At 61.3% G+C, this 16,543-nt stretch carries 9 protein-coding genes and 4 tRNA genes; 5 read left to right on the plus strand and 8 right to left on the minus strand.

Annotation, left to right across the window (positions count from 1 at the left end):
* Positions 1-523: 523 nt before the first annotated feature.
* From JOE34_RS21795 to uvrB, 6 genes are all read right to left on the minus strand, one after another.
* Positions 524-599 (minus strand) — tRNA-Glu (locus JOE34_RS21795).
* 46 nt (positions 600-645) lie between these two features.
* Positions 646-721 (minus strand) — tRNA-Ala (locus JOE34_RS21800).
* Positions 722-772: 51 nt separating this feature from the next.
* Positions 773-848: transfer RNA gene (locus tag JOE34_RS21805), tRNA-Glu, on the minus strand.
* A gap of 95 nt (positions 849-943) precedes the next feature.
* Positions 944-1,019, minus strand: a tRNA-Ala gene (locus JOE34_RS21810).
* Positions 1,020-1,167: 148 nt separating this feature from the next.
* On the minus strand, positions 1,168-2,649 hold the full coding sequence (gene gltX / locus JOE34_RS21815; protein WP_046266695.1) for a glutamate--tRNA ligase: 1,482 nt from the start codon (positions 2,647-2,649) through the stop codon (positions 1,168-1,170).
* 763 nt (positions 2,650-3,412) lie between these two features.
* Complete coding sequence (uvrB, locus tag JOE34_RS21820; protein ID WP_024649959.1) at positions 3,413-5,428, minus strand: excinuclease ABC subunit UvrB; 2,016 nt, start codon at positions 5,426-5,428, stop codon at positions 3,413-3,415.
* A 399-nt stretch (positions 5,429-5,827) separates the two neighbouring features.
* On the opposite strand from uvrB, the gene JOE34_RS21825 reads away from it, so the two are divergent.
* On the plus strand, positions 5,828-7,024 hold the full coding sequence (locus tag JOE34_RS21825; protein ID WP_024649960.1) for an amino acid aminotransferase: 1,197 nt from the start codon (positions 5,828-5,830) through the stop codon (positions 7,022-7,024).
* Positions 7,025-7,288: 264 nt separating this feature from the next.
* Positions 7,289-7,600 carry a hypothetical protein gene (locus JOE34_RS21830; RefSeq protein ID WP_209996656.1) on the plus strand — a complete coding sequence of 104 codons (312 nt, stop codon included), beginning with the start codon at positions 7,289-7,291 and terminating at the stop codon, positions 7,598-7,600.
* Positions 7,601-7,652: 52 nt separating this feature from the next.
* On the opposite strand, the gene JOE34_RS21835 is transcribed toward JOE34_RS21830, so the two are convergent.
* Positions 7,653-9,986: an acylase gene (locus tag JOE34_RS21835; RefSeq protein WP_209996657.1), complete on the minus strand. Its 2,334-nt coding sequence runs from the start codon at positions 9,984-9,986 to the stop codon at positions 7,653-7,655.
* Positions 9,987-10,178: 192 nt separating this feature from the next.
* On the opposite strand from JOE34_RS21835, the gene JOE34_RS21840 reads away from it, so the two are divergent.
* The 3 genes from JOE34_RS21840 to JOE34_RS21850 are packed head-to-tail and all read left to right on the plus strand — an operon-like array spanning position 10,179 to position 14,718.
* On the plus strand, positions 10,179-11,351 hold the full coding sequence (locus JOE34_RS21840) for an efflux RND transporter periplasmic adaptor subunit (RefSeq protein WP_046267072.1): 1,173 nt from the start codon (positions 10,179-10,181) through the stop codon (positions 11,349-11,351).
* Positions 11,352-13,322, plus strand: coding sequence for a MacB family efflux pump subunit (locus tag JOE34_RS21845; protein WP_046267071.1), 1,971 nt, complete (start codon positions 11,352-11,354; stop codon positions 13,320-13,322). It begins immediately after the preceding gene.
* Between the two features lie 7 nt (positions 13,323-13,329).
* Positions 13,330-14,718 (plus strand): efflux transporter outer membrane subunit, encoded by a 1,389-nt coding sequence (locus tag JOE34_RS21850; RefSeq protein WP_032660566.1) that lies wholly within the window; start codon positions 13,330-13,332, stop codon positions 14,716-14,718.
* Positions 14,719-14,870: 152 nt separating this feature from the next.
* Here JOE34_RS21850 and JOE34_RS21855 read toward each other — a convergent pair whose 3' ends face one another.
* Positions 14,871-16,505: a PvdJ/PvdD/PvdP-like protein gene (locus JOE34_RS21855; RefSeq protein ID WP_209996659.1), complete on the minus strand. Its 1,635-nt coding sequence runs from the start codon at positions 16,503-16,505 to the stop codon at positions 14,871-14,873.
* Positions 16,506-16,543: the final 38 nt, after the last annotated feature.

Here is a 16,543-nt window from a genome sequence, read left to right on the forward strand (position 1 = left end):
GTGCTCCTGCTTGAGTAGATGTGATTGGCGGGAGTGTAGCGGGTCATGGCGCGCGTTCACACGCGCTGGCATGAAAAGCGCCCCTCGGAACGCCTTTTGCTCTTCACGCTACAGCGCTCAGAGTCACACACAAGTCTGGATAAGCCCGGATAAAAGGCCTGAAACCGTACGTGCAGACTGGACACAGACCTGTGGGAGTGAGCTTGCTCACGAAGACGATGCATCCAACCCCTATTTCCTGGGAGCTATACCGGCCTCTTCGCGAGCAAGCTCGCTCCCACAAGACTTATGTATAACCATGAGGGCTGTAGCGCGAGGATGCAGTTCGCGGCGCACTGCGTTGCGAACGCATAGAGGACGCGGAGTGTCCCGAACGGCATGCCAACGCAGTATCGGCAAGAGAGTCGGTTACAGTTGAGTGTGGCAATAGATAAAAACAGAAAGAAGGATTTTTCGAACCCTGAAAAAACAAAAGGGCCATTCAATAATCGAATGACCCTTGGTCCCGCAGAGCGGGAAATCGTGGCGTCCCCTAGGGGACTCGAACCCCTGTTACCGCCGTGAAAGGGCGGTGTCCTAGGCCACTAGACGAAGGGGACGCAAAACCTTCAGTCAGGTTCATCGAACGATGAACCCTGGCAAAATTGGTGGAGCTTAGCGGGATCGAACCGCTGACCTCCTGCATGCCATGCAGGCGCTCTCCCAGCTGAGCTAAAGCCCCGGATTTACGCCTCTCGGCGGAGATCAACCTTCCGGCATCACTCGGTGAAACTGGCGTCCCCTAGGGGACTCGAACCCCTGTTACCGCCGTGAAAGGGCGGTGTCCTAGGCCACTAGACGAAGGGGACAAAACCTTCTCGCAAAACAAACGGTCGCTGGATCCGCTTGTTTCACATCATTCCAGATTCCAGAGCAGTGTAGCAGCACTCTGCAACGCTAAATTTGGTGGAGCTTAGCGGGATCGAACCGCTGACCTCCTGCATGCCATGCAGGCGCTCTCCCAGCTGAGCTAAAGCCCCACATCAGTGGACGGGGCGCATATTAAGCGTGAGTGACAGGGCTGTCAAATTTATTTTCTACAATCTGCAAACTTTTTTGTCGGTAATACAACCACTTACCATTCAACCCCCGGAGAACCGGGGGCGATTCACAGGAACAGGTAATGCCTCAGGCAATCGAGCCCAGCAGCTTTTCCCATTCCTTGTTTTCTTTCTTGGAAACGCCGCCCAGCAAATCGAGTGCCTGACGCAGCCGGAAGCGGGTCAGGTCAGGACCGAGGATTTCCATCGCATCGGTCACCGAGACCGAATTGGCCTGACCGGTGATCGCAGCGAACATCAGTGGCATGGCATCACGCAGCTTGAGTTCGAGATGTTCGACCACGGCCTGGATGCAACCCATGATGCGGTCCTTCTCCCACTGACGCAGCGATTCCAGCTTCCACAGGATCAGCTGCATCACCTGACGCACCTGCTCCGGAGACAGCTTCTTGTGTTCGAACAGCTTCACATCAGGCGTGACGCCACCTGCGAAGAAGAAGCCGGCCAGCGGTGCGACCTGACTGAAGGTCTCTACCCTGCCCTGCACATGCGGTGCGATCTTCATCATGTAGTCAGGGTTCAGCGCCCAGGTCTTCAGACGTGAGGCAAACTCCTCGACCGGCAGATCACGCAGCCATTGGCCATTGAGCCAGGAAAGCTTTTCGATATCGAAGATCGGCCCGCCCAGCGAAACACGCGACAGGTCGAAGTTGTCGACCATCTCCTGCAAGGAGAACTTCTCGCGCTCGTCAGGCATCGACCAGCCCATGCGCCCCAGGTAGTTGAGCATCGCCTCGGGCATGAAGCCCATGCGCTCGTAGAAAGTCACCGAGGTGGGGTTCTTGCGCTTGGACAGCTTGCTCTTGTCGGGGTTACGCAGCAGCGGCATGTAGCACAGTTGCGGCTTGTCCCAGCCGAAGTATTCGTACAGCAGGATCAGTTTGGGTGCCGATGGCAGCCATTCTTCGCCGCGCAATACGTGGGTGATGCCCATCAGGTGGTCATCGACGACGTTGGCGAGGAAGTAGGTCGGCAGGCCGTCGGTCTTCATCAGGACCTGCATGTCCATGCGGTCCCACGGGATTTCGACTTCGCCACGCAGCATATCAGGGACGACGCAGACGCCTTCGGTCGGCACTTTCATGCGGATCACGTGTGGCTCGCCGGCATCCAGGCGGCGCTGAACTTCTTCCTTGGTGAGCAGCAAGGCACGACCGTCATAGCGCGGAGTTTCGCCCTTGGCCTGCTGTTCGGCGCGCATCTGGTCCAGCTCTTCGGCGGTGCAGAAGCACGGGAAGGCATGACCCATGTCGACCAGTTGCTGCGCGTATTTCTTGTAGATGTCGCCGCGCTCGCTTTGGCGGTAGGGGCCGTGAGGACCACCGACGTCGGGGCCTTCGCTCCAGTCGATGCCCAGCCAGCGCAGTGCGTCGAAGATCTGCTGTTCGGACTCGCGGGTAGAGCGCAGTTGATCGGTGTCTTCAATGCGCAGGATGAACTCGCCGCCATGCTGTTTGGCAAAGCAGTAGTTGAACAGCGCGATGTAGGCCGTGCCGACGTGGGGGTCGCCTGTGGGCGATGGCGCGATGCGGGTACGAACGGTGGTCATGGAAAATCCCGAATTATGTCGATCAAGCGCGGAATGTTAACAGGCCGGGGGCATGGGGCTCCAGCAAGAAAGGCAATTGCCCGGACGTCTCTCGTTCCACATGCTCCGCGCCCGGAGCTGTAAACAAATTCAGCTGATTATCGTGCCAATGCTCCGCGTTGGCATGCAGTTCGTGACGCTCTGCGTCACACGGCGGTTTTTCTTTTTCAGGTGGATTGGGGTTCGGCTCAGGTCACCTTTTCGCCCCTCGGCGACTCACTTTGAGGGACCAAAGTGAGCAAAGTCCCTGCTCGGCGTGGATATCGTTCCCACTCCGCGTGGTAATGCAGTTCGTGACGCTCTGCGTCACACGACGGCTCTGCGCCGTCAGGTGGATTGAGGTTCGGCTCAGGTCACCTTTTCGCCCCTCGGCGACCTACTTTGATGGGGCCAAAGTAGGCAAACCCCCTCGCTCCGGTTTCCGGCCCGACTTCGTCGGGTTCCTTCGCCCTGTCACTGATCCGGGGGTCGCCGCAACGCGCCATCCATGGCGCGGTGCGGCTAGCCTGGCGTCCTGCCAGGCTACCCCCGGATCAGCGCCATGACTCAGCCGTCACTAACGTCGCACCCTGCGTCGTCAGTGCCATCGTGATCGAAAAGCGCGTATGGCGGGCTCATGCAGGCGCAGCATGACATTGTGCGGCACTAAAGGCTTGTGACGCAGGGCGTCACGAACTGCATGCCTACGCGGCGCATAGGCATAAGAAGTAGCGTGCCCAATGCTTCAAACCGCCAGCAACCTCTCGCGCAGTTTGCCGATTTCGTCGCGCATTTGTGCGGCGGCCTCGAATTCCAGGTCGCGGGCCAGTTGGTACATTTTTTCTTCCAGTTGGCGAATGCGTTTGTTGATCTCGCTCGGCGAGCGCAGTTCGTTCTCGTAGCGGGCGTTTTCTTCGGCGGCTTTGGCCATGCCTTTGCGCTTCTTGCTGCGCGAGCCGGGCACGGTGGCGCCTTCCATGATGTCGGCGACGTCCTTGAATACGCCTTTGGGCGTAATGCCATGTTCCAGGTTGAAGGCGATCTGCTTCTCGCGACGTCGCTCGGTCTCGCCGATGGCGCGCTCCATCGAGCCGGTAATCCGGTCGGCATACAGAATCGCCCGGCCGTTGAGGTTCCGTGCCGCCCGGCCAATGGTCTGGATCAGCGAACGGTCGGAACGCAGGAAGCCTTCCTTGTCGGCATCGAGAATCGCCACCAGCGACACTTCCGGCATGTCCAGACCTTCACGCAGCAGGTTGATGCCCACCAGCACATCGAATGTCCCCAATCGCAGGTCGCGGATGATTTCGACGCGTTCCACCGTATCGATGTCCGAGTGCAGGTAACGCACGCGCACCCCGTGGTCGCTCAGGTAGTCGGTCAAATCCTCGGACATGCGCTTGGTCAGCGTGGTGACCAGCACCCGCTCTTCAAGCGCAGCACGCTTGTGAATTTCCGACAACAGATCGTCGACCTGGGTCAGCGCCGGACGAATCTCGATCTGCGGGTCCACCAGGCCGGTCGGACGCACCACCTGCTCGACGATACGCCCGGCGTGCTCGGCCTCGTAGTTACCCGGAGTCGCCGAGACAAAAATGGTCTGCGGGCTGATCGCCTCCCACTCGTCGAAGCGCATCGGCCGGTTATCCAGTGCCGACGGCAGGCGGAAGCCGTACTCGACGAGTGTTTCCTTGCGCGAACGGTCACCTTTGTACATCGCGCCGACCTGCGGCACGCTGACGTGGGATTCGTCGATCACCAGCAACGCATCCGGGGGCAGGTAGTCGAACAGGGTCGGCGGCGGCGCACCGGACGGACGGCCCGACAGGTAGCGCGAGTAGTTTTCGATACCGTTGCAGTAGCCCAGCTCCAGCATCATTTCCAGGTCGAAACGGGTGCGCTGCTCAAGACGCTGGGCTTCCACCAGTTTGTTCTGGCTGCGCAGGTATTCGAGACGCTCCTGCAGCTCGACCTTGATGTTTTCCATCGCTTCGATCAGCGTTTCGCGCGGGGTGACGTAGTGGCTTTTCGGGTAGAAGGTGAAGCGCGGCAGCTTGCGGATCACCTCGCCGGTCAGCGGATCGAACGCCGACAGGCTCTCGACCTCGTCATCGAACAGCTCGATACGAATCGCTTCCAGATCGGATTCGGCCGGGTAGATGTCGATCACATCACCGCGCACCCGGAATGTCGCACGGGCAAAGTCCATGTCGTTACGGGTGTATTGCAGGTCGGCCAGGCGGCGCAGCAAGGCACGCTGATCGAGTTTGTCGCCGCGGTCGATGTGCATGACCATGCGCAGGTAGGTTTCCGGACTGCCCAGACCGTAGATGCACGACACCGTGGTGACGATGATCGCATCCTTGCGCTCCAGCAGCGCCTTGGTCGCCGACAGACGCATCTGCTCGATGTGGTCGTTGATCGACGCATCCTTCTCGATGAAGGTGTCGGACGACGGCACATAGGCTTCGGGCTGGTAGTAGTCGTAGTAGGAAACGAAGTATTCCACGGCGTTGTTCGGGAAAAACGCCTTGAATTCGCCATACAACTGCGCGGCCAGGGTCTTGTTCGGCGCCAGCACCAGCGTCGGGCGCTTGATCTGCGAAATCACGTTGGCGATGCTGAACGTCTTGCCCGAGCCGGTCACCCCGAGCAAGGTCTGGTGCGCGAGCCCGGCGTCGATCCCTTCGACCAGTTGGCGAATGGCCTCGGGCTGATCGCCGGCTGGCTCAAAGCGGGTAACGAGCTGGAACTCGGACATAACTGACCTCTTGAATGGTGCGCGTGACGGGTTCGCGTGAATCTTTCCGCGACCTGACCGCCTCGACGGCACAACTGGAAATATTCGTCGGCGCATGACGGCGCGCAACGACGAAATCATCGCAAACAGCCGTTCCCGCCGGGAAGCAGGCGTGCGATGTTTTGAAGTGATGGCTAATAGATGGAGTCATATATCAGCCTTTCAAGCCACCCACTTAAAGCATTGAGGTTTTAACCGAACGAACGTTCTACAAATATGCGCAAAAACCTGTAAAAAACCCGCCCTGCACTGTCGATCACCGAGGGGATGCTCTCTATACTACGCTCTGTTTGCGCACCGCTTTGGCGCATCGAGCCTCAGCGTGTCCCCTTCCCACTCTTCACCAAGAGCCGCCGCACCATGAGCCTGTTTTCCGCTGTCGAAATGGCACCCCGCGATCCGATCCTGGGTATCAACGAAGCCTTCAACGCCGACACCCGCAGCACCAAGGTCAACCTTGGCGTAGGCGTCTACTGTGATGAAGACGGGCGCATTCCCCTGCTGCGCGCCGTGGCCGAAGCCGAGAAGGTCCGCGTGGCCCAGCATGCCCCGCGTGGCTACCTGCCGATCGACGGTATTGCCGCCTATGACCAGGCCGTGCAAAAACTGTTGCTGGGCGCCGATTCGCCGCTGATCGCCTCGGGCCGCGTGCTGACCACCCAATCGGTCGGCGGCACCGGCGCACTGAAGATCGGTGCCGACTTCCTCAAGCAGTTGCTGCCCGATGCCGTCGTCGCCATCAGCGACCCGAGCTGGGAAAACCATCGTGCGCTGTTTGAAACCGCGGGCTTTGCGGTGCAGAACTATCGCTACTACGACGCTGCCACTCACGACGTGAACCGTGCCGGCATGCTCGAAGACCTGCACAACCTGCCGAACAACTCGGTGGTCGTGCTGCACGCCTGCTGCCACAACCCGACCGGGGTCGACCTGAGCCTGGATGACTGGAAAAAAGTGCTGGAAGTGGTCAAGTCCAAGGGCCACGTCCCGTTTCTGGACATGGCCTATCAAGGCTTCGGTCAGGGCATTCAGGAAGATGCGCTGGCAGTGCGCCTGTTCGCCGAGTCGGGCCTGACCTTCTTCGCCTCGAGCTCGTTCTCCAAATCGCTGTCGCTTTATGGCGAACGCGTCGGCGCGTTGTCGATCATTACCGAATCGAAAGAAGAAACCACTCGCGTCCTGTCCCAGGTCAAACGCGTGATCCGCACCAACTACTCCAACCCGCCGACCCACGGTGCGATCATCTCCGCAGCGGTGCTTAACGACCCGACGTTGCGCGCAATGTGGGAAGAGGAACTGGGCGAAATGCGCCTGCGCATCCAGGGCATGCGCAAGGCGATGGTCGAGCGTCTGGCTGATAATCCGGCCGGTCAGGACTTCAGCTTCGTCGCGCGCCAGTGCGGCATGTTCTCCTACTCCGGTCTGACCGCCGAACAGGCCCAGCGCCTGCGCAGCGAGTTCGGCATCTACGCGCTGGACACCGGGCGTATCTGCGTGGCCGCGCTGAATCAGAAGAACATTGACGTAGTGTGTGACGCGATCAAGCAGGTTCTTTAAGCTTTAAGCTGCAAGCCGAAAGCTGCAAGCTGCAAGTAAAAGCAGAACCGCTCTTGCTTGTAGCTTGTAGCTTGTAGCTTGTAGCTTGTAGCTTGCAGCTTGCAGCTTGCAGCTTGCGGCTTGCGGCTTGTAGCTCCCAGCTCCCTGCTCCCTGCTCCCTGCTCCCTGCTCCCTGCTCCGCTGGGCACTTTCCATCGAACGATCTGAAAAAACCTGCCTCGAAACTCTGTCAGCACATTTTCTGAACCAGATATCGAGGTACCCATGTCTATCGAACCGCAACGTCAGAAAGAACCGACGCCAAATCAGGACGCACCTGCCAGCCCGGGCCCGGACCGCAACGATCCGGCAATCGAGCCGCAGGTCGGGGACGTAAAACCCGGGACTGAAAAGGGCAATGGCCAGAGCCAGGGCCAGACGCCTTCCCCCAGCCAGTCACAGACTCAGTCGCAGAGCCAGTCAAACAGCGACAGCGCCTATGTGCCTGACCATGAGCCGGAAGAAAAAACCGAGGATTTACGCAATCATCAGCCCACCACTGGCGTTGACGCTGACATTGATACACCCGGCGGCTGATTCCCGGCAAGCGCATTTGGGCCGCATGGCCCAAACGCTTTTCTTGCCTCTTTCAGCGATTGGCCTCCTCGCTTATCACCTGCACCTCATACGCAGGATCAGCCTTGATCTGCTGATCAGTGAACGGCAATGCTTGCCACTGTTTTTTTGAAAACGCCTCAGTCTGGTCGCTTGAATGGGCTGACTGTGGATTGCTCGACTCCGAGAACGCCAGTAAACCCTGCGCCTTGGGGCCGTGCTCGTCGAACGACACCACCTGCAGGTAGCTGGTGCCACTGACCACCTCGCGCTTGCCGTCCTTGCCAGCGATTGTCTGCATGGCGTTGTAGACGCCCAGCCCGGCCGGCCCGCCATGAATAGGGATCTGCTTGCCGCTGATGCTGGAGACCTGAATGTCGCCCCATTTACTGCCTGCCGAGAGGCCTGCCTTGGTCACTTCATCCACTGCGGCCAACATGGCAGCGCGCAATGCAGTGGCGACCTGAGGGTTCTCAATCGCCAGCCCGCTCGGCGTGTGAACCGGGTCCCGTGGGTCGAACTCCACGCGCCAGCGCAAGGCAACAGCCTGCATGGACGTCACGATTCTCTGGAAGTACAAGAAGCCGATGCTACTGTTCAGGTCAGCGCGTCCATCCCAGGCTTTCAGCGCGGTACACAGCGGCGTCAGACGCGCCGCATCATCACCCAGCTCCGAGGCACAGAAACTGAGCAGATCCGGCAGCACTTGCCCGGCCTGATAGACCTCGTTGTCCATGACCATCGCTTGCAGGTTCTCGACGCTGATCTTGCCCGCCTTTTTCAGGCTGCCCAGCCGATCCAGCGCAAAACGCGCTCGCTGTCCCAGCGGCTGGCCGTCCTGGCTGATCAGCGGCGAAAAGTCCTTCAACGGCGCAGCGGGATTGACCATCCACGCCGAATCGTTGGAGTGCTGCACGAAGTCGGTTCGCAGCAGTTGCGGCTGGCGCGAGGACGGATAGATACCGGCTTGTGCCGCCTCTGCGGAGACCTTCCAGTTGCATTCACTGCGCGAGCCGTCGAGCACGATCAGTTCCGTGCCGATGCGCGGATCACTGCATCGGGCAAGCCTGGCGGCGTCAACGTTCGGCACCACCGAGAGGTTCATGTACAGCGCCTGCCCCTTGGCATCGACTGCCAGGGTGTTGACCCACGGAATGCCCTGGATCTTGTGCACCGAATCCTCAAACGCCTTGAGGCTGTCGGCCTTGTCCATTGCATACCACTGCTGCAACACCCGATCATTTTGCAGGTTGGCATCACGCAGGCTGAAGGCAAACTTATTGTCCCAGTCCAGCTTGCCCGGCCATTGCACCACCGGACCGAATATGGACGAATAGACGATGCGTCGCACCGACTTCAGGCTGCCATCCGCTTGCTTCACGTCGACACTCACCTGCTGCTTGCCCATGGCAACCGATTGGCCATCCAGCAGGTAACGGGTGGAATCCTTCGGGTCGAGCTGCAGGCGATGCAGCGTGAAGTGTTTCGACGTGTCGACGGTATGGCTCCAGGCCAGATGCTGATTGAAGCCGATATTGATCAGCGGCAGGCCCGGCAGCGCTGCGCCCATCACGTCGAGTTTGCCGGGAATGGTCAGATGCATTTGATAGAAACGCATGCCGCCAGCCCATGGAAAATGCGGATTGGCCAGCAGCATGCCACGCCCGTTGGCGGACAGCTCGCGCCCTATTGCCACTGCATTGCTGCCGCGCTCCAGGGCAAAACGCTGATTACGCGCTGCGGCCAGTTGCAGCGCCTGAACCTGCTGAGCATTTACCTGCAGTGGCTTCTGCAGCGCAGGCGGCGTGGCACCGGCCAGCGCTTCGGCGAACTGCCCCACGCCCCCCTCGACCAGCAGGCGACGGGTCAAACGCACCAGGTCATCAGTGCTGATCGGCCGGACCCACTCGGCCGCACAGGGTTGCGGCAGGCCTTGGGTGGTCTGCTCGGCCAGCGAACGGTTGTAACCGGCGACATAGCCCTGCATCAACTCGCGAATCTCCAGCGGCTGCGCCTTCCAGAAATCCGCCAGTGCCTGCGGCGTATTGAGCCACTGGAACAGCAGGTCACTGGCCATGTTGTTGCGCTGCTCAAGGGTCGCCTTGTCCGGGCCGAAATAGCGCGAGCGCTGGCCGTTTACGGTAACGACCTCATTGGCCAGCAGGCACAGGTTGTCCTGCGCGTAGGCATAACCGATGCCGTAGCCCAGACCGCGCTCATTGGCGGCAACGATATGCGGCACGCCAAAACCGGTCCGCCGGATCTCGGCCCTGGCCGCCTGATTTCCAGGCTCAACCAAGGCCTGCGCGGGCAAAATCACAGCCAATGAAAGACCTGCAAACAGAAAACCGCACAGGGGTCTGGACATATTCACGCTGACTCCAACTCGACAAGACGACCCGAATTAGCCGCTCCCGTTAAACGAAGCACGGACGCTGATGTTTAGCCGAAGCGGATAACCCGTGTTCGACGCTAAATTCCTGCCGGCATGCCTCGTTTAAAGGGCAGCTCTCGTGGCCGTCGTTCACCGACCGACTGATCTCCCAGCGCAGGAATCTGCATGAAACGCTCTCGACATCCTCGACGCGCCCTCCTGGTGGCGCTGTGCCTGTTCCCGGTCATTGCCGTATGCGCCTGGCAGATCCTGCCCGACAGCAAAGGCAGCGCCGCGACTGTGACGGTGACTCGCGGCACGATCGAAAACAGCGTCACGGCGCTCGGTACCCTGCAGCCGCGCAGCTACGTGGACGTGGGTTCGCAGGCCAGTGGGCAGATCATGAAAATCCACGCCCAGGTCGGCGACCAGGTCAAGGAAGGCGACCTGTTGGTCGAGATCGACCCTTCGACGCAAAAAGCCAAGCTCGACGCCGCACGCTACGCCATCGATAACCTCAAGGCGCAATTGCAGGAACAGCGTGCGCTGCACGAACTGGCCGAACAGAAGCAGCAGCGCCAGAAGCGCCTCGCCGCAGGCGGTGCCACACGGGCCGAGGACGTGCAGGCTGCAGAATCGGAATTTCGCGCCACCCAGGCACGGGTCGATATGTTCAAGGCGCAGATTCTCGAAGCCCAGGCCGCCATGCGCAGCGACGAAGCGGCGCTGGGCTACACCCGTATTTTTGCGCCCATGAGCGGCACAGTGGTGGCACTCGACGCACGTGAAGGCCAGACATTGAACGCGCAACAACAGACACCGCTGATTCTGCGCATCGCCCGCTTGTCGCCGATGACGGTCTGGGCCGAGGTCTCGGAGGCCGATATCGGCCATGTCAAACCCGGCATGACTGCCTATTTCACCACCCTGAGCGGCGGCAACCGGCGCTGGAGCAGCACCGTGCGGCAGATCCTGCCAGTACCGCCCAGGCCGCTGGATCAAGCCAATCAGGGCGGTGGCAGCCCAAGCAGTTCGCGCAAAAACGGCGGTGGCCGTGTGGTGCTGTACACCGTGCTGCTGGACGTGGATAACAGCGATCAGGCGCTGATGGCAGAAATGACCGCACAGATATTCTTCGTCGCCGAAAAAGCCGAGAACACCCTCACCGCGCCACTCGCGGCGTTGCGAAACGGGGCGCAGACTGATAGGCAGACCGCCCAGGTGCTATCTGCCAATGGCGAGGTGCAGAACCGTCAGGTGCGCACCGGCATCAGCGACCGTCTGCGCGTGCAGGTAATCGACGGCTTGAATGAAGGTGAACGCCTGCTGATGCCCGCCTCCGTCGGCAGCGGGGGCTGAATGCGCACGCCGCTGATCGACCTGCGAGGCATCCGCAAATCCTACGGCGGAGGCGACAGCCCACTGGTCAACGTGCTGCGCGGCATCGATCTGTCGATTCATGCCGGTGAGTTCGTGGCGATCGTCGGCGCTTCCGGGTCCGGCAAGTCGACACTGATGAACATCCTCGGTTGTCTGGACCGTCCGACCTCGGGTGAATACCTGTTCGCCGGAGAAAACGTCGCCGCGCTGGGCAGCGACGAACTCGCCTGGCTGCGCCGCGAAGCGTTCGGGTTCGTGTTTCAGGGCTATCACCTGATTCCGTCCGGCTCGGCGCAGGAAAACGTCGAGATGCCGGCGATCTATGCCGGGACGCCCGCCGCAGAGCGTCACGCGCGGGCCGCCGCCCTGCTCGACCGGCTGGGCCTGGCGTCGCGCACCAGCAATCGACCGCATCAGTTGTCCGGCGGCCAGCAGCAACGGGTTTCCATCGCCCGCGCCTTGATGAATGGCGGGCACATCATCCTCGCCGACGAGCCCACCGGTGCGCTGGACAGCCACAGTGGCGCGGAGGTGATGACCCTGCTCGACGAACTGGCCAGCCAGGGCCATGTGGTGATCCTCATCACCCATGACCGGGAAGTGGCGGCGCGCGCCAAACGGGTCATCGAGATCAGCGATGGCCTGGTGATCAGCGATACCGCCAATGACCGGCCCACGCCGCCTGCAGACAATCCAGCCGCGCTGCAAGCGGTCGACCTGCGCAAGCGCCTGAGCGAGGGCAGCGGCAGTCACAGCGCTTGGCAAGGCGAACTGCTCGACGCGGTTCAGGCGGCGTGGCGCGTCATGTGGATCAACCGCTTCCGAACTGCGCTGACGCTGCTGGGCATCGTCATCGGCGTGGCGTCGGTGGTGGTGATGCTGGCCGTCGGCGAAGGCAGCAAGCGTCAGGTCATGGCGCAGATGTCGTCGTTCGGCTCCAACATCATTTACCTCAACGGCAAGGCGCCCAATCCGCGTGCGCCCAAGGGCGTCATCACCCTGGAGGAAGTCGCCGCGCTGGGCCAGTTGCCCGAGGTCAAGATGATCATGCCGGTCAACGGCGGCCAGGCCGGGGTGCGCTACGGCAACGTCGATCACTCCAGTTACGTCGGCGGTAATGACACGCACTTTCCGGCGATCTTCAACTGGCCGGTGGTGGAAGGCAGTTATTTCAGCGAGGCGGATGAGCAGAACGCAGCGGCAGTGGCTGTGATTGGCCACAAGGTGCGCCAGAAACTGTTCGACGAACAGACCGACCCTGTCGGCCAGTACATCCTGATCGAAAACGTGCCTTTTCAGGTGGTCGGCGTGCTGCAGGAAAAAGGCGCCACGTCGGGCGATCTGGACAGCGACAATCGCATCGCCATCCCCTACTCGTCGGCCAGCATCCGCCTGTTCGGCACGCAGGACCCCGAGTACATCACCATCGCCACCCGCGACGCCAACAACGTCAAACAGGCCGAACAATCGATACGCGACCTGCTGCAACAACTGCATCACGGCAAACAGGATTACGAGCTGACCAACAACGCCGCGATGATCCAGGCCGAAGCACGCACCCAGAATACCCTGTCGCTGATGCTCGGCTCGATTGCCGCCATTTCCTTGCTGGTCGGCGGCATCGGCGTGATGAACATCATGCTGATGACGGTGCGCGAACGCACCCGTGAAATCGGCATCCGCATGGCCACCGGCGCGCGGCAGAGCGACATCTTGCGGCAGTTCCTCACCGAGGCAGTGATGCTTTCCGTGGTCGGCGGGCTGGCCGGTATCGTGCTGGCGCTGGGCATGGGCGCAGCGCTGCTGCTTAGCAAGGTGGCGGTGGCGTTCACCCTGCCGGCTGTGGCCGGGGCGTTTGCCTGCGCCCTGATCACCGGCGTGATCTTCGGCTTCATGCCGGCCCGCAAAGCTGCTCGCCTCGACCCGGTCGCGGCCCTCACCAGTGAATGATCGATCAATGAAGACCAGTCTCTCCGTTTTGACTGCCTGCCTGTTGCTGAGCGCTTGCCAGACGCCTGCTCCGCCGCTGGGCAGCGGCATCCAGCCACCAGCAAGCTGGGCGTTTGCCGAAAACGCCGCCGCACAGCGCAGCGACGTGCGTTGGTGGCGGCAGTTCGGCAGTCCGCAGCTGAATCGCCTGATCGAACAGGCCAGCCGCGACAGCCACGAAGTCGCTGCGGCGATGGCGCGGGTTCGTCAGGCGCAGGCCAGCGCTATCATCGGCGGCGCGCCGTTACTGCCGGAGCTGGCGTTTGACGTGCGCGGTGAACACAACAAATTCGTGCGCAACAGCGACCGCAAGGCCAACCCTTCAGATGACAACAACACCAACAACTTCACCAGCGACCTGACCGCCAGCTATGAAGTGGATTTCTGGGGCGGCATCGCAGCGGGACGCGACAGCGCACTACAGGGCCTGCGCGCCAGCCAGTTCGATCAGGCGACCGTGGAGCTGACCCTGCTGGCCAACGTCGCCGATCGCTATGCGCAAACCCTGGCGGCGCGCGAGCAAGGGCGGATTGCCGAACTGAACCTGACCAACGCACAAGACGTGCTGCGTCTGGTGCAGACGCGCTATGAATCGGGTTCAGCTACCGCTCTGGAGCTGGCGCAGCAGAAGAATCTGGTTGCGACCCAGCAGCGTGAACTGCCCCGTGTTCAGCAACTGGCCAACGAGCAGTTGATCACCCTGTCAGCCTTGCTCGGTCAGCCGGTGCAGAATCTGCACCTCGCGGATCAGCCCTTCGACACCCTGAACTGGCCGGACATCGGCCCCGGCCTGCCCAGCGAACTACTGACCCGCCGCCCTGATCTGGCCAAGGCCGAAGCCGAACTGGCGGCGGCACAGGCCAATGTCACCGTCGCCCGCGCCGCCATGCTGCCGAAACTGACCCTGAGCGCCAGGCTCGGCACCGAAAACACCCGCGCCGAAGACTGGCTGCGCGCACCGTTCAGCAGCCTCGCTGCCGGGCTGGTCGGACCGATCTTCAACAATGGTCGCCTGGCTGCAGAGCGCGACAAGGCCACAGCGCGTCAGGAAGAGCTGCTGGAAACCTATCGCGGCGCAATCATCAACAGCTTCGCCGACGTGGAAAAAGCCTTGAACAGCATTCACGGCCTGGATCAACAGCGCTACTGGCACGAAGAAGAACTCAAACAGGCGCAAACCGCCTTCCGCATCGCCCAGAGCCGCTATCAGGAAGGCGCCGAGGACCTGCTCACCGTACTGGAAACCCAGCGCACGCTGTACCTGGCGCAGGATGTCAGTGTGCAACTGCGGCTGGCGCGCCTGCAGGCGAGCATCGCGCTGTACAAGGCACTGGGTGGGGGCTGGCAGGTGCGCTGAGCGTCACGCAAGGAACGATAATCCCACCACTATCGTGCGACGCTCCGCGTCGCATGCCTTTCTGGACGCTCTGCGTCCTCTTGCGACGCAGAGCGTCATAGACGGCACTCCCACGCTGGAGCGTAGAGAACGACAATCTCAACCGTCGTTCGTCAAAACCACCTGTCCGGCAACAGATTCCGGGCATACCACGGCCTGCGCGACACACGGCGAAGCAGGTTGCTCAACCTGTCATCCGCAGCAAAAGTAATCCGCAGCGCCAGCTTCATGACTTCCGGGTCCATTTCCATGGTCGTGCCTGCAGCCTGGCCGGGCACTGTGCTGCAACCGTGCGTTTCAGGCCCCAGCCAGGGATCGCTGACATTCACCCAGCGGCCTGGCGCAAACCACGGCACGCCGTTGACTTCCAGGCGCTTCACTTCGCCCGGATGAAAGCGCTCGTGGGCGCGGAACCAGTCCTCAATGCGGTCGTCAATCCAGCCATGGAACATCCAGAACACCGGGTTCACGTGCGATGAAAACGGGTCGGCGAGAAAGTCGTTTTCCGGCGCGAACCAGCGCTCGGCAAAATCATCCGAACGACGTGCCATTGGCACCGGCTGGCCGTTGGCCGGATCTCGGGCCACCGAGGCCCAGCGCATGTGCAGCCAGTCGTGCAGTTCCAGTTCGACCTGCGAACCAAACTGGCCCAGGGTCAGCTTCGACAAAAAACGCGGATCGCGATACTGCGATTCCCAGACCTGAAAATGCGTATGAAACGTCTCGTGGCTTTTGATATCGCTGACCAGCTGTGTGTATTCCTCGTCACCATGCGCCAGCCAGTTGGGCGGCAGCGAACAACCGTCGTGATTGTCGAAATAGCGGGCAAAGCCCAGGCGGTCGCGCTCCAGCTCAGGCTGCGGCAGCGGAAAACGCGGCCAGGACGGCAAGTCCTGAATCCTGCGTGCCTGGATCAGCATGTGCCGGTGCATATAAAAGAAGTCTTCACCCGAGCCGTTGCGGTCCTTGTGCGGGCCACGCGCATCGCGCTCATGATCACGCGGCCCCGGCTGCCAGCCGATGCCGCGCAATGCGTCACGCTTGTCTTCCGGCAACTTGTGCCATTTGTCTCGCGAGGCATGCCAGAGCTGATGGAACAGACGATGCTCCCTGGAAACCAGCCAGGCCAGAAACGGCGGACTCAGGCCCACCCTTTCCCGCGCTTCTGGAAACACCTGTTTGATCGCGATCAGACGGTTTTCCAGTTCGGGCAGGGCCAGCGGTCGGTCAAGACGTTCGATACGCCCGCTCAGAGTGCCGCTGCCCGCGTTACCGAACGCGCCCCAGACTTCATCGAGGGTCAGGCTGAATTCGTAATCCGGGCTGTCGCTGTGCGGATCATTGCCGGCATGCCCGTCCATGACCCGCAGATAGAGTCTTGCGGCGTTGGCCGGTTGCAGATCGCCAATCACCCGAAAACGCGGCAGCGCATCGCCGCGCAATTGGTCGGCCGTGTCGATATAGCCGCGCAGACCGCGACCGCGCGGGGCGATGTCGAGAAACATTTCCAGGCCTTCGAGCGGCGCACCGCCAAGCCCGGCATCGCGCCCCTCAAAGCGCAGAGTCCACACACCGCGCAACTTGTCGGCCAGGCGCTGGGTGGCGGTATCGGCAGGCCCCGCCGTCGCTTCGCCCGGCGTTTCAGGCAGGTCGACCCGGGTGAGTTCCCGATGCGCGTAATACGCTGCCGGAACTGCCGCACCGGTCAGCGCCAGCCCCGCTATGAACCCTCGTCGAGAAATCGTCATTACCCTACCTGTTCCAGCCCCGAGACAGCCGTTATCCA

Source organism: Pseudomonas sp. PvP028 (assembly GCF_017832255.1).
GTDB classification, from domain to species: Bacteria; Pseudomonadota; Gammaproteobacteria; order Pseudomonadales; family Pseudomonadaceae; genus Aquipseudomonas; species Aquipseudomonas syringae.

Bases quoted from the DNA above. Each gene is read 5' to 3' on its own strand.
- gltX (WP_046266695.1), bottom strand. From the start codon at position 2,649: ATGACCACCGTTCGTACCCGCATCGCGCCATCGCCCACAGGCGACCCC.
- uvrB (WP_024649959.1), bottom strand. From the start codon at position 5,428: ATGTCCGAGTTCCAGCTCGTTACCCGCTTTGAGCCAGCCGGCGATCAG.
- JOE34_RS21825 (WP_024649960.1), top strand. From the start codon at position 5,828: ATGAGCCTGTTTTCCGCTGTCGAAATGGCACCCCGCGATCCGATCCTG.
- JOE34_RS21830 (WP_209996656.1), top strand. From the start codon at position 7,289: ATGTCTATCGAACCGCAACGTCAGAAAGAACCGACGCCAAATCAGGAC.
- JOE34_RS21835 (WP_209996657.1), bottom strand. From the start codon at position 9,986: ATGTCCAGACCCCTGTGCGGTTTTCTGTTTGCAGGTCTTTCATTGGCT.
- JOE34_RS21840 (WP_046267072.1), top strand. From the start codon at position 10,179: ATGAAACGCTCTCGACATCCTCGACGCGCCCTCCTGGTGGCGCTGTGC.
- JOE34_RS21845 (WP_046267071.1), top strand. From the start codon at position 11,352: ATGCGCACGCCGCTGATCGACCTGCGAGGCATCCGCAAATCCTACGGC.
- JOE34_RS21850 (WP_032660566.1), top strand. From the start codon at position 13,330: ATGAAGACCAGTCTCTCCGTTTTGACTGCCTGCCTGTTGCTGAGCGCT.
- JOE34_RS21855 (WP_209996659.1), bottom strand. From the start codon at position 16,505: ATGACGATTTCTCGACGAGGGTTCATAGCGGGGCTGGCGCTGACCGGT.